Source organism: Pacificoceanicola niger (assembly GCF_048553275.1).
Lineage (GTDB): Bacteria > Pseudomonadota > Alphaproteobacteria > Rhodobacterales > Rhodobacteraceae > Pacificoceanicola.
In genome coordinates, this window is record NZ_JBLZMW010000012.1 from 23235 (window position 1) to 35969 (window position 12735).

At 64.0% G+C, this 12735-nt stretch carries 11 protein-coding genes; 3 read left to right on the top strand and 8 right to left on the bottom strand.

Translation table 11 applies throughout. The features are described 5' to 3' along the window. Positions 1-96 precede the first annotated feature (96 nt). Both ACN2XU_RS15180 and ACN2XU_RS15185 read left to right on the top strand, forming a co-directional pair. Complete coding sequence (locus tag ACN2XU_RS15180) at positions 97-1740, top strand: PA14 domain-containing protein (RefSeq protein WP_419411296.1); 1644 nt, start codon at positions 97-99, stop codon at positions 1738-1740. Positions 1741-1862: 122 nt separating this feature from the next. Then, complete coding sequence (locus tag ACN2XU_RS15185) at positions 1863-2948, top strand: 2'-deoxycytidine 5'-triphosphate deaminase (protein ID WP_419411297.1); 1086 nt, start codon at positions 1863-1865, stop codon at positions 2946-2948. Positions 2949-2962: 14 nt separating this feature from the next. Here the strand turns inward: ACN2XU_RS15185 and scpB are convergent, their stop codons facing one another. The 8 genes from scpB to ACN2XU_RS15225 form a co-directional block, all read right to left on the bottom strand. Further along, positions 2963-3643, bottom strand: coding sequence for an SMC-Scp complex subunit ScpB (scpB, locus tag ACN2XU_RS15190; protein ID WP_419411298.1), 681 nt, complete (start codon positions 3641-3643; stop codon positions 2963-2965). Beyond that, entirely contained in the window at positions 3636-4433 is a 798-nt protein-coding gene (locus ACN2XU_RS15195; protein WP_419411299.1) for a segregation and condensation protein A, read from the bottom strand. The genes scpB and ACN2XU_RS15195 overlap by 8 nt, the downstream gene beginning before the upstream one ends. Beyond that, entirely contained in the window at positions 4430-5455 is a 1026-nt protein-coding gene (locus tag ACN2XU_RS15200) for a glycoside hydrolase family 3 N-terminal domain-containing protein (protein WP_419411300.1), read from the bottom strand. The genes ACN2XU_RS15195 and ACN2XU_RS15200 overlap by 4 nt, the downstream gene beginning before the upstream one ends. After that, positions 5431-6426 carry an SPOR domain-containing protein gene (locus tag ACN2XU_RS15205; RefSeq protein ID WP_419411301.1) on the bottom strand — a complete coding sequence of 332 codons (996 nt, stop codon included), beginning with the start codon at positions 6424-6426 and terminating at the stop codon, positions 5431-5433. Before ACN2XU_RS15205 ends, ACN2XU_RS15200 begins: the two co-directional genes overlap by 25 nt. Positions 6427-6509: 83 nt before the next feature. Further along, positions 6510-8252 carry an arginine--tRNA ligase gene (argS, locus tag ACN2XU_RS15210; RefSeq protein WP_419411302.1) on the bottom strand — a complete coding sequence of 581 codons (1743 nt, stop codon included), beginning with the start codon at positions 8250-8252 and terminating at the stop codon, positions 6510-6512. A 150-nt stretch (positions 8253-8402) separates the two neighbouring features. Continuing rightward, positions 8403-10262 carry a cation:proton antiporter gene (locus ACN2XU_RS15215; protein WP_419411303.1) on the bottom strand — a complete coding sequence of 620 codons (1860 nt, stop codon included), beginning with the start codon at positions 10260-10262 and terminating at the stop codon, positions 8403-8405. Positions 10263-10349: 87 nt separating this feature from the next. Next, positions 10350-10973: an SDR family oxidoreductase gene (locus tag ACN2XU_RS15220; RefSeq protein ID WP_419411304.1), complete on the bottom strand. Its 624-nt coding sequence runs from the start codon at positions 10971-10973 to the stop codon at positions 10350-10352. A gap of 123 nt (positions 10974-11096) precedes the next feature. After that, positions 11097-12257: a deoxyguanosinetriphosphate triphosphohydrolase gene (locus ACN2XU_RS15225; RefSeq protein ID WP_419411305.1), complete on the bottom strand. Its 1161-nt coding sequence runs from the start codon at positions 12255-12257 to the stop codon at positions 11097-11099. 78 nt (positions 12258-12335) lie between these two features. On the opposite strand from ACN2XU_RS15225, the gene ACN2XU_RS15230 reads away from it, so the two are divergent. Continuing rightward, positions 12336-12659, top strand: coding sequence for a HesB/IscA family protein (locus ACN2XU_RS15230; protein ID WP_419411306.1), 324 nt, complete (start codon positions 12336-12338; stop codon positions 12657-12659). The last annotated feature ends 76 nt before the right edge of the window (positions 12660-12735 follow it).

Here is a 12735-nt window from a genome sequence, read left to right on the forward strand (position 1 = left end):
AGGCGACGCGATCCAGTGCAGGCGCGGTCTATTACCGCGCCGCAAGAGTTTGCCCTGACTGCGCTTTGCATCGCCTTTGCCACGGAGTATCGGCCCATGCCCGAAACCATTTCGCAATACTTCTTCGGCAATTCCCTGGTTGCCTATGATGCCGGCGGGGTCCAGGCGATGGTGCCCTACTGGATGGATGTATTGGCCGAAACCGCTGGCAATACCTATGCCTTTTCAGGAGGCTATGGATTCCTTCGTCAATTCGCGGACAGTCCCGAGCCGGTCTCGGCCTGGGGCATCGCGGGGGTCGATCCGGCCATCGCCGAGGATGCGGTGTTCTCCACCGCCGCGCTCGACTCCGTGGTGATTACACCGGCGAATTTCATTCAGGACGTTGCCCCTGGCTCCGATTACGTCGGCGACAGCCGAAGCCCGGTTGATGCGGTGATCGACATCGTCGAAACGATCAACGCCAGCCAGCCGACTGCCCAGATCCTGATCTACGAAGGATGGCCGGATATGGCGCAGTTTACCGACGCCATGCCGCCGGACGCAGCGAGCGTGCAGGCCTATTACGACTATGCGCTCGGCGAGTATCACGACTGGTACGACACGCTGATCGACGAGGTCAACGCCGCCTTCCCGGAGGCCGAGGTTCAGCTGCTCCCGGTCAACACGATCCTCGCCGACCTTCTGACCACAACGCTTTCCGACATACCCGCCGAAGATCTGTATGTCGATGACGCACCCCACGGAACAGAGACGCTCTATTACCTCGCTTCAATGATCACGTATCAAGCCGCCTATGGTGCCCCTGCGCCGTTGCCCGATACCCTGCCCGACACGGTCCACCCCTCCGTTTTTGCCAGCTACGACGAAATCAACACCGTCATTTCCGACGCGCTGATCGAAGAGGGCATACTCGGTGATGACTTGTCCGAGGGGCCCGGTGATCCAGAGCCGGAGCCCGAACCGGATGGCTCGGATGCAGATGATCCCGACGCCCCGGTGATCAGCCCAACGCCCGAGCCACAGCCCCCGGTCGGAGACAACGGCGATCGCGAGCAGCCCGGCCCGCCGCCCGAGCCCGAACCGCCCGAACCCGAACCGGAGCCTGTCGGTTCGGATCAGGACGAACCCGGCGAATTCCCCCCGGCCCCGCCCGCGCCGGTCGGCACCTTTGCCGCGAACTTCTTCACTGTCCTTCCGGCAACACAGTCCCTTGAAGAGATAGATTTCACTGCGCCGCCGGATGCCACCGGCTCGCAGGACGACCTGGATTTCTTCGGCAATCCCGGCGCACTCTGGGACGACGGGCCAGCGGATCACGTGGCCGCCCATTACAGCCAGACACTCGAAAGCCCCGATGGCGGCATTTACACCATGAGCCTGCTCGCCGATGATCAGGCGCAGCTGTATGTCGATGGCGCGTTGATCCTCGACACGCGTGACGCTGGGTTCGAGGAGATGCAGGAGAGCACCGTGACCTTGCAGCCGGGCAATCATCTGATCGAAGTGCTCTATCTGGAGCAGACCGGCGAGGCGAGCTTGCAGCTTGGCCTCACACGGGCCAATGACCTGCCCGATCCCGGCACCGGGCTGCGCGAGGCGGTGGAGGACGCGGACGATGTCACCGCGATCTTGGCGCTGCTGGATCGAAGCTGGAGCGCCATGGAGGCCGAGGCGGAGATGGTCAACCGGCTGGAAGAGGAGGACCCGGCAGAAAGCAGTGGTGCCTTGGGCGCCTGAGTCCCAAAGCGCCCCAAATCCTGGAAAAAACGCCGCCACCGGCCCCTTGGCGCCGCCGGATGTCTTTCCATTGACGTCAAAGCCTTGATACAGAGACGGTCAAGCAAAGGGGAGACGCCGATATGACCGGGGTACTGGCAAGCCAGCAGATCGAAGCGCTGATCACCCGCGGGGCCCTTGGCGCCGAAGCGGAGTTCGTCGAGGGGCAGGTTCAGCCCGCCAGTCTTGATCTGCGCCTTGGCCGCGTCGCATACCGGGTGCGTGCGTCATTCCTTGCCGGACATGGTCGGAGCGTTTCGGCACGTATCGACGAGTTCGAAATGCACCGGATCGACCTCACCAACGGGGCGGTGCTGGAGAAGGGCTGTGTTTACGTCGTGCCGCTGATGGAGCGACTCGCCCTGCCCGACGACATTCAGGCCATCGCCAACGCCAAAAGCTCCACCGGACGGCTTGACCTGCTGACCCGTGTCATCACCGACGGTGGCACCGAATTCGACCGTATCGCGCCGGGCTACACCGGGCCGCTTTATGCCGAAATCTGCCCACGCTCCTTTTCCGTGCTGGTGCGTCCGGGGATGCGCCTCAATCAGATTCGCTTCCGCGATGGCCGCGCCGTGCTGAGCGATACCGATCTGGCCGATCTGCATGCCGCCGAAACGCTTGTCTCGGGCGGCCCTGCGGTCATAGGCGAGGGTCTGGGCTTTTCCGTCGACCTGCAGCCCGAACCCGGCACGCTCGTCGGATACCGCGCCAAGCCGCATACCGGGGTGATCGATCTCGATCGCATCGGCCATTACAACCCGGCGGATTTCTGGGACCCGCTACACGCCGCAAACGGGCAACTGGTGCTTGATCCCGGCGCGTTCTATATCCTGGTCAGCCGCGAGGCCGTGCACATCCCGCCCGGCTATGCCGCTGAAATGGCGCCCTATCTTGCCATGGTCGGAGAATTCCGTGTGCATTACGCCGGATTCTTCGATCCCGGCTTTGGCCACGAGCCCGCAGGTGGAAGCGGCGCGCGCGGCGTGCTCGAAGTCCGCTGCCACGAGGCGCCGTTTGTGCTCGAACACGGGCAAATCGTCGGGCGGCTCGTTTACGAGCGCATGTCACAGGTGCCAGAGCAGCTCTACGGATCGGGAATCGCGTCGAATTATCAAGGGCAAGGCCTGAAACTGTCCAAACATTTCGCCGCCCCCGAAGACTGAACAGCCCACGCGCCTCAGTCCTCGAACAGCTCGCTCTGCCCTTCGTCGGTTTCCTCGTCGAGATCCAGATCGCCCTCGCCCATCTTCGGCGCGCCGCCAGGCAAGGGACGGCTTTCGAGCAGGCCCGCGGCTCGCAGTTCGGCCAGTCCCGGCAAATCGCGCGCCGATTCCAAACCGAAGTGATCCAGAAAGCTCTGCGTCACCACAAAAGTCACCGGCCGTCCCGGCGTCATGCGCCGCCGTCCGAAGCGAATCCACTCCATCTCCAAGAGCTGATCCACCGTCCCGCGCGAGACGCTCACGCCGCGGATTTCTTCGATTTCCGCCCGGGTGACCGGCTGATGATAGGCAATGATCGCAAGGGTTTCGATGGCGGCGCGGCTGAGTTTGCGCTGCTCCACCGTCTCACGCTGCATCAGGAAACCGAGGTCCGCCGCCGTGCGGATCGCCCAGGCATCGCCCACGCGCACAACCTGCACGCCGCGCCCCTCATAGCGTTTGCGCAGGTAGACAAGCGCCTCCGCCGCGTCGCTGCCATGGGGCATCCGGTCGTTGAGCTCCTTTACCGTCAGCGCCTCTGCGCTGGCAAAGAGGATCGCCTCGACCATCCGCTCCTGCTCGGCAATCGGCGGCGCTTCGAACAGGCTCTCACGGGGAGGCTGTTCCTCTGGTTGCGGCTCGAACGCGTCACTCACGTGGCTTCTCCCGTCTGCGCATCTGGATCGGAGCGAACAGCTCGGATTGTTGAAGCTCTGCCTGACCTTCCTTGACCAACTGCAGCGAGGCGGCAAAGGTTGCCGCCGTCGCGGAGCGCCAACGCACCGGATCTCCATCCCACCCGTCGGGCAAATAGCTTTGAATATCCGTCCATTGCCCGGCAAAGCCTATCATGCCGCGCAGCCGGTCCAGCGCCTCTTCCATGGTATAGACATTGTCGCGGTCCATGACGAAGGGGCGGAATTCATCGCGGGTGCGAATGCGTGCATAGCCCTGCATCAGGTCAATCAGCGTCGCGGTATAGGTCACCTTGCGCACCCGCTGCATCTCTTCGGGCAGGCCACGGGCAAAGAAATCCTTGCCCAGCTGATCGCGCGCCATGAGCTGCGCCGCCGCCTGCCGCATCGCTTGCAGCCGTTCCAGCTGGAAGGCCAGATGCGCGGCAAGGTCCTCGCCGCTCGGGCCCTCTTCTGTCGGGTCAGGCGGCAGCAAAAGCCGCGATTTAAGAAAGGCCAGCCAAGCCGCCATCACCAGATAATCGGCTGCCAGTTCGATGCGCAGCTCCTTCGCCTTCTCGACAAAGGCGAGGTATTGCCTGGACAACGCCAGCACCGAAATCTTGCGCAGGTCGACCTTTTGCACCCGCGCCAGATTGAGCAACAAATCCAGCGGCCCTTCAAAGCCGTCGACATCAACGACAAGGGCCTCAGCCGCGAGGCGGGCCTCCACGGTCTGGGGCTGATCGAAAAGGCTTGGCTCGTCAGTCATGCTGGATGCTTCAGGCTCAAAGCCTCAAATTCCGCTCCGAGCGCCCCCATGTCAACCGATGCAGGGGCGCGACGCGCCGCCAGCGCCCGCTCTGCGCGGTCGATCGCCACAAGCGGCATGGTCCCGACGCGCGCCATCAGTGCTGTCATTTCGGCAAGATCGCCATTGCAATGAAGCACCGCGTCACAGCCCGCCGCCAGCGCCGCCGCGCCGCGTTCCGGCACCGTGCCGTCGAGCGCTTCCATGCCGATGTCATCCGTCATCAGGAAGCCATCAAAACCGATCCGATCGCGGATCAGCTCAATCATAACCGGCGAAACCGTGGAAGGGCGTGGGTCGATCTGCTCGAAAACCAGATGGCAGGTCATGCCAAGCGGCATGTCGTTCAACGCCCGGAAGGCGGCGAAATCAACCCGGTCCAGCGTATCGCGATCCGCTCCCACACGCGGCAGCGCCAGATGGCTGTCGAGCGTGCCAAGCCCGTGCCCCGGCATGTGCTTGATCACCGGCAGAACGCCCATGTCCAAATGCGCCTGTGCCACCACCCGGCCGAGCCGCGCCACCGTCTCGACGCTGTCTCCAAGCAGCCGGTTGCGCAGGATCGCATGCGTCTCGGGCCGCGCAACATCCAGCGCCGGCGAGCAATTCCCGTCGATCCCGAGGTTCAGGAGCTCCGCCGAAATGATCCGGTAGCGCAGGCGCATTGCCTGCTCCGCATCCGCGCCAAACCGTGCGACATCGTCCAGGGGCGGTAACCAGTCCCGCACCAGCGGCGCGCGCAAGCGCTGCACCCGGCCACCTTCCTGATCAATGAAAATCGGGGCGTTGCGGCCCACGCTGTCGCGCAGCTCCGCGGTCAGGGCGCGGATCTGCTCCACCCCCGTCAAATTGCGCGTGAACAGGATAAAGCCGAACGGCTGCGTCTCGGCAAAGAGGCGTCTCTCCGCCGCGCTCAGCCGTTCCCCTGCGCAGCCAAGGATTGCCGCGCCGTATTGCGTCACCGCGTCACCACCGGAATGCAATCGACATTCTGCGCCACGAAGGCCGCACAAAAGCGCCGCGCGTCCGACAGATCCTCGAAGCCGTGCGCCCTGAGGCGATAGAACACACGCCCGCCAGAGCTGGCCTTCTGGATCACGCGGTCCTTGCCGTCGAGGTAATCGCCGAACCGGGATTCCAGACGGGTCCATTCGGCGCGGGCGGTCTCGGGGCTGTCAAAGGCGCCGATCTGCACGAGGCGCGTTCCCGTCGGCAGGCTGGCGGCGTCAAGCTCGGTGGCTTCCGCAGCCGCCACAGCCGCCGCGATGGTCTCCGGCGCAACCGCGCTCAGCGACGCGGTCTGAATGCCTGACGGGCGCTGTTTCGGCCGCAGGGAGCGGGCCAGGCCGGGACCGGGCTTCGGCGCGTCCGCTTCTTCCACGGCGGCTGTTTCCTCGACCACTTCGGCCTGCACCGGCTTGTCCTCGCCCGGCGCGAGCGCGCTGAGCGGCGCGGCGCCGGCGGAGAGCTGATCAACCAGAGCGGCAACCGGGTCTGTCTCTTTCGGTTGGTTGAGCGCGGTCACTGGCTCCGGCGCACTCAACTCCGGCGCGGGCTGCACCGCAACCGGGCGCGGCGCATCCTTGCGCGGTGCCACCGTTGCCAAAAGCCCCTGCGCCACATCCTCTTCGCTGAGCCCCGCCGGGCGCGGCGCAAGCACCAGACGCTCTGCCGGACCCTCTGCCTTGCCGCTGCCTGCTACGCGATTGACCGCAAGCCCCTGATGATCAGCGAGCTCGCCGCCGGGATTGTCCGGCGCCACGCGCATCGGATCCGCCGTTGCCCGCACTACGGGAATGCCGGACACATCGCGCGATATCGTCTTGTAGCCCCAGACCCCGACGCCCGCGACAAGCGCAAGCGAGACCATGGCCCCGGCGATATTGGCGATTGAGCCTGCACTGCGCCCGGCCGGTGCCGCGTTTGCGGCCCCTTGATAGGTGTAATCGGTCATTTTGCCTCGTCTCGCCCGGGCGATACGCTGCCACCCGGATCATCTGCTCTGCGTCTGCCCTGACCGATGGTGCGCCTTGTGGATCAGCGCATCTCCTCGGCCGGAGTGACGCCCAAAATACCCAAGCCCGAGGAAATGACAACCGCCGTGGCACGGGCAAGCGCGATCTTCGCCTGGGTTGTTGCAGGATCGTCCTGCAAGAAGCGCAGTTGAGGTTCATCATTGCCCCGGTTCCACAGTCCATGCAGGTCCGACGCCACCTCCGACAGGTAGGTTGCCACCCGGTGCGGCTCATTGCCCTTCGCGGCAATTTCGATCAGGCGCGGGAACTCGGCCAGCTTGCGCGCCAGCTCCAGCTCGCTCGCGTGGCTCATGCCGGACAGATCAACGCCGGACAGCGTCGCATCGGAGACGTCAATCCCCTGCTCTGCTGCCTTGCGCATCACCGAACAAATGCGGGCGTGCGCATATTGCACATAGAACACCGGGTTTTCCTTGGATTGCTCGACCACCTTGTCGAAATCGAAATCAAGCGCCGCGTCGTTCTTGCGGGTCAGCATGTGGAAGCGCGCCACATCCGCGCCAACCAAATCGACGACGTCGCGCAGCGTAACAAAGGTCCCTGCCCGCTTGGACATCTTGAACGGCTCGCCGTTCTTGAACAGTTTCACCAACTGGATCAGCTTGATATCCAGCGGCGTCTTGCCATCGGACAAGGCCGAAACCGCCGCTTTCATCCGCTTGACATAGCCACCGTGATCGGCGCCGAAAATGTCGATCAGCAGATCATAGCCCCGCGTCACCTTGTCGTAGTGATAGGCAATATCCGGGGCGAAGTAGGTCCATGATCCGTCCGATTTCATGATCGGCCGGTCCACATCGTCGCCGTGCTCGGTGCTTTTGAACAGGGTTTGCTCGCGCGGCTCCCAATCCTCAGGCTTCTTGCCTTTCGGCGGCTCCAGAACGCCGCGATAGATCAGCCCCTTGGCCTTGAGAGAGTCGATGGCCGCCTCGATCTTGCCGGTGCCATAAAGCGATTTCTCCGAGAAGAAGTGATCCATGACCACGCCAAGCGCCTTGAGATCGGCCCGGATCAGCTCCATCATCGCCGCCGTGGCGAACTCGCGCACCTCGACAAGCCACTCCTCCTCCGGCGCGTCGAGCCAGATGTCGCCCACCTTGTCCTTCAGCGCCTCGCCGACCGGGATCAGGTAATCGCCCGGATAGCTGCCCTCGGGCCAGTCAACGCTGAGATCATGCGCTTCTTGATACCGCAGGTACACGGACCGCGCGAGCACATCGACCTGCGCCCCGCCATCGTTGATGTAATATTCGCGGGTCACGTCCCAACCGGCGAAATCCAGAAGGCTCGCAATCGCATCGCCCACCACTGCGCCCCGCGCGTGACCGACATGCATCGGGCCGGTGGGGTTGGCACTGACGTATTCGACGTTGACCGATTTGCCGCTGCCCATGTCGGACCGGCCATACTGGCCGCCCGCCGTCAGGATCGCGGCCGGCAGGCTCTGCCAGACGCCATGCGCAAGCCGCAGGTTGATGAACCCCGGTCCGGCCACTTCGGCGCTCGAAACGCGATCATCCTCAGCCAGACGCGCGACAAGCGCTTCGGCAATGTCGCGCGGCTTGCGGCCCGCAGGCTTGGCCAGAACCATCGCGGCATTGGTCGCCATATCGCCATGCAACGGATCGCGCGGCGGCTCCACCGTTACGGCAGCGGTGTTCAGATCGCCGGGCAGATCGCCCGCCGCCTGCATTGCCTCGATCGAAGCAATCACAAGGGTACGGATATCGGTAAAGAGGTTCATGTCAGGCTCCAAGGTCTTGGGGCCTCCTCTACCACTTTGCCGCGCGGGGTCAAATGGCGTGAACGCAGCCGGCCCCAATCAATCATCGGGGCCGGACGTCAATCTCCTGCAGTGCGTCGTCTCCCCGACACCCGGCGCCGCGATTTTCGATCAGTCGATCTTCAAGGTGTCGTTGCCGTTTTCGTCACGGCGATCGTCCTTGCGCTCCTCGCGGGCGGGCATGAAGGCCAGCAGCTTCCCTTCTTCCTTGCGCTTGACCTCATCCTCCGGGCCGAACATGCGCAACGTGCCATTCGGCCCCAGCCGCGCGATAATGATCGCTTCGGGGTTCTTCTCGCGCCAGTCGTCCAGGGTGAATTCCTCGGTCAGCCCCGTCACCCGGAACTCCCAGCCCTGCGCGATCTGCGCGTTGACCTCAAAGAACGTCGCGTTCGCGCCGATCAACTGCCCGCCAAGCGTCGAGGGCAAGGCGTGGCGCGTGCTGGACTGTTTCACGCGGCGCAATTGAAACACATGCTCGCGGCCGAACTCCGGCGCAAGGTCCGTGGCCGCCAGCGTGTTGTAGGCGTCGTTGTCGGTGGCGCAGATCAGCTTTTCATACGCCGCCAGCTCCAGCCGGTGCTCGGCCGCCTCCGACAGAATATCGCCGAACCACGTGTCGATTCCCGCCTCCCGCGCGGCGCGCAGATGGGCGTGGTTGGGATCGGCAATGATCACCGGCAGGTCCATCTTCTTGAGCGCCGCCGCCAGCGCCACCGACCAGCGCGAGCCGCCAAGGATGATCACCCCCGGCGCGCTGCTTGCGGTCAGGCCAAGTGCCCGCGCCAACGGCGTCAGCGTAAAGCCATGCAGCACAACCGTCGCCGCCACCAAAGCAAAGGCCAGAGGGCCGATCCGGCTCGCGTCCTCGACGCCGAGGCTGACCAGCCGCTCACCGAACAACCCCGCCACTGCGACAAGCACGACACCGCGCGGCCCGGTCATCGCAACAAGCGCGCGCTCCTTCCAAGGCACGTTGGAAAACGCCAGTGCGATGAGCACAGGCAAAGGCCGGGCCAGCACGATCACCACCACGACAAACAGCAGCGCCCGCAGGTCCAGCGTGCTCAGCACCTCGAAACTCATGCCCGCCGCCAGCAGGATGAACACCCCGGAGACAAGCAACACCGTCGCATGCTCCTTGAACCGGCGCAGCTCGGCGAAACTCGGCAGGTCGGCATTGGCGATCCACAGCCCCATGATGGTCACCGCCAGCAGGCCGCTTTCATGCAAAACGGAATCCGCCAGAGCGAAAACACCAATCAAAAGAACGAATAACACCGGGATCTTCATGTACTCTGGCACATAGGCAAGCCGGAACGCCCGCACGAGGCCCCAGCCCGCCGCGACCCCCAGAACAGTCGCGACCAGGATACCCATGGACAACTGCCATACCGCGTGGCCTACGCCGGTCGCCGTCTGCAACACCACGACCACTTCGAAAGCCAGAACCGCCGCCAGCGCCCCAACGGGATCGTTGACGATGGCCTCCCACTGTAGCAGCGCGGCGGGACGTTTGGACAGCTTTGCCTGCCGCAGCAAGGGCGCGATCACCGTCGGGCCTGTCACGATCATGATCCCGCCAAAAACCGCCGCGCTCTCCCAGCTCAGCCCCGCGACGTAGTGCAAGGCCGCCGCCGAGGCGAGCCAGCCAAGCGGCGCACCGATCATCACCAGCCGGCGCACCCCGACCGCCGCATCGCGCAGCGAATGCAGGTTGAGTGTCAGCCCGCCCTCGAAAAGGATGATCGCCACCGCGACCGCAACCATGGGCGAGAGCATGTCGCCAAATTGTTCCGACGGATTCAGAATACCCAGCACCGGACCCACGATCAGCCCGGCCAGCAGCATCAGCACGATGGCCGGCAGCCTCAGCTTCCATGCCAGCCACTGGCTACCCACGCCCAGAACGCCGACCAGCGAAAATGCCAGGACCGGGTCAAGCCCGCCGCCCGCTGCCTCTATTGCCATGCCACTGTCCCCGTTCGGATTTTCAAAGCGTTCCGATCAAGATAGCCCATTGCTCAGGATTGCAAACAGATACCTTGGGTCAGACCCTCACGCGCGCCAGGCGACCACGGTGCCGGGCATCACGCCGCGCGACACCGGGTGGCACAACATCAGCAGTGTATCGCCCGCTGACAGGCACTGATCGGGCGTCCAGGAACAGGTGCGATCATCAAGGCTCAGCCCGAGAAACCGGCCGGGGCGGCAAGCCTTGTCCAGATGGCGCACCAACCCGGCATAACCCGCCGCCCGCGTGCCCCGGTTCGGCGCGCCGCTCTGCCCCTGCGCAAAGCCCAGAACCGCCCGCGCTTCCCCGCTTCGCAGGCCGGTCGCGAACGCCGCCGCCAGAGCCGCGCTTTTTTGCATCAGATCCCTCGTCGCGCTCAGGCTCTGCGCCTCGCCCAGCGGAAAAAGATCAATGTAGAGATGCACCGGCTCGTCTTCCCAGGCCTGCTGCAAACGCCGCACGACCTCGCGCCATCCGCGCCGGAGGACAAGCGGTTCGACCGCGCCGGGAAACTCCCGCGCCAATTCCAGCATCGCCTCTTCGTCAGAGCCGAGCGCCACGACCGTCGCGCCAAATCCCGCCAGGCGCCGGACCAGAGACGCCCCCAGCGGATGGTCCGCACCCGCGATCACCGCGATCCTGTCCTTGAACCTCGACACGCTGAACACGAAGGGGGCTGCTCGCTTTTCGGACTTCTGAAACCCCGGCGGCGCGCATTCGGGCGTGTCTGCCGGGCGCGTCCGTTATAGTGAGGCGCTCGCAAAAGGAAAGCGGCAAAGCCGCCGCACGGTTCAGATCCCGTCGTGCAGGATATCGGTCCCGGTAAATTCCGCATGTTGCTGCAGGGCAAACCGGTCCGTCATCCCCGCGATGTAATCGGCCACGAGGCGCGCGCGCGCGGTGTCATCCTCGGCCGCCTGCGCCTCCCCATGCCAACGGCGCGGCAACAGCGTCAGATCTGCCATGTAGATGGGGAACAGCGCCTCGACGACCTTTGTGACGCGCGCGCGCTGCTCCATGACGCTCGGTGCACGGTACATGTTCTTGAACAGGAAGGCGCGAATGTCCTTCAGGTCAGCCCACATCGCGTCGGAAAAGGCGATCACCGGACGGCCCAGCTCGCGGATCTCCTGCGCCGAGCGGCACCCGCTGTCGGCCAGCCGAGCCGCCGAAGTGTCAATGATGTCAGAGACCATCACCCCGAACACCCGCCGCAGCCCCTCATGGCGCCGCCTGTAGGCGTCGGTGTTCGGATAAAGCCGGTCCACCTCCGCATAGGCCGCGCCAATGATGGGCAACTCACTGATTTCACGCTCGGAAAACAGCCCGGCCCGCAGCCCGTCGTGCAGGTCGTGGTTGTTGTAGGCGACATCGTCGGACAGCGCGGCAACCTGCGCCTCGGCGCTGGCATGCGTGTGCAGCTCCAGATCGTGCAGCGCGTTGTACTCAGCCAACGCATAGGGAATCGGTTCGCTCACCGGACCGTTGTGCTTGGCGATGCCCTCCAGCGTGTCCCACGTCAGGTTCAGCCCGTCGAATTCCGCGTAGTGGCATTCCAACTTGGTCACGATCCGCAGCGTCTGGGCATTGTGATCGAAGCCGCCATAGGGCGCCATCAATGCATGCAGCGCGTCCTCTCCGGTATGGCCGAAGGGCGTGTGGCCAAGGTCATGGGCCAGCGCCACGGCCTCCGTCAGATCCGTGTTCAAATTCAAGGCATTGGCGATGGTTCTTGCGACCTGCGCCACCTCGATGGAGTGGGTCAGACGGGTGCGGTAAAAATCGCCCTCATGCTCCACGAAGACCTGGGTCTTGTGTTTCAGGCGACGAAAACTCGACGCATGGATGATACGATCGCGATCCCGTTGAAAACACGAGCGAAAAGCGCTCTCTTCCTCTTCGACCAACCGTCCACGTGCCAGCGCGGGATCACAGGCAAAACTCGCTCGCATTCATACCATCCTTGTCGCCTGTCCTTTGCGTCCATATATTCCACGGTGAACCCAAGTTAAAGCAAGAGGATGCCTGACATGCAGCTCCCCCCGAAAGTGACGGATCGTGCCTTTGAGCGCCTGGCCGAAATTGGCGCAGGCGACGAAGGCAAGGCCCTGCGCGTGGCGGTCGAAGGCGGCGGCTGTTCCGGTTTTCAGTATGACATCCGCCTTGATGAGGCCGATGGCGAGGATACGGTGCTCGAAGGCCACGGCCAGCGCGTTGTTGTCGATCCGGTCTCGCTGCCGTTTCTGTCCGGTGCCGTGATCGACTTCACCGAAGAACTCATCGGCGCACGCTTTGTTATCGAAAACCCGAATGCCACCAGCTCCTGCGGCTGCGGCACATCGTTCTCGATGTAAGGCGACTTACATAAAAGAAAATAAATACCGCCCCTTGCGCGGGGCGGCTCATGTTTCACCTTAAGATGTCTGATAC

Coding starts and splice junctions, on each gene's coding strand:
- ACN2XU_RS15180 (WP_419411296.1), top strand. CDS start 97: ATGCCCGAAACCATTTCGCAATACTTCTTCGGCAATTCCCTGGTTGCC.
- ACN2XU_RS15185 (WP_419411297.1), top strand. CDS start 1,863: ATGACCGGGGTACTGGCAAGCCAGCAGATCGAAGCGCTGATCACCCGC.
- ACN2XU_RS15195 (WP_419411299.1), bottom strand. CDS start 4,433: ATGACTGACGAGCCAAGCCTTTTCGATCAGCCCCAGACCGTGGAGGCC.
- ACN2XU_RS15205 (WP_419411301.1), bottom strand. CDS start 6,426: ATGACCGATTACACCTATCAAGGGGCCGCAAACGCGGCACCGGCCGGG.
- argS (WP_419411302.1), bottom strand. CDS start 8,252: ATGAACCTCTTTACCGATATCCGTACCCTTGTGATTGCTTCGATCGAG.
- ACN2XU_RS15215 (WP_419411303.1), bottom strand. CDS start 10,262: ATGGCAATAGAGGCAGCGGGCGGCGGGCTTGACCCGGTCCTGGCATTT.
- ACN2XU_RS15225 (WP_419411305.1), bottom strand. CDS start 12,257: ATGCGAGCGAGTTTTGCCTGTGATCCCGCGCTGGCACGTGGACGGTTG.
- ACN2XU_RS15230 (WP_419411306.1), top strand. CDS start 12,336: ATGCAGCTCCCCCCGAAAGTGACGGATCGTGCCTTTGAGCGCCTGGCC.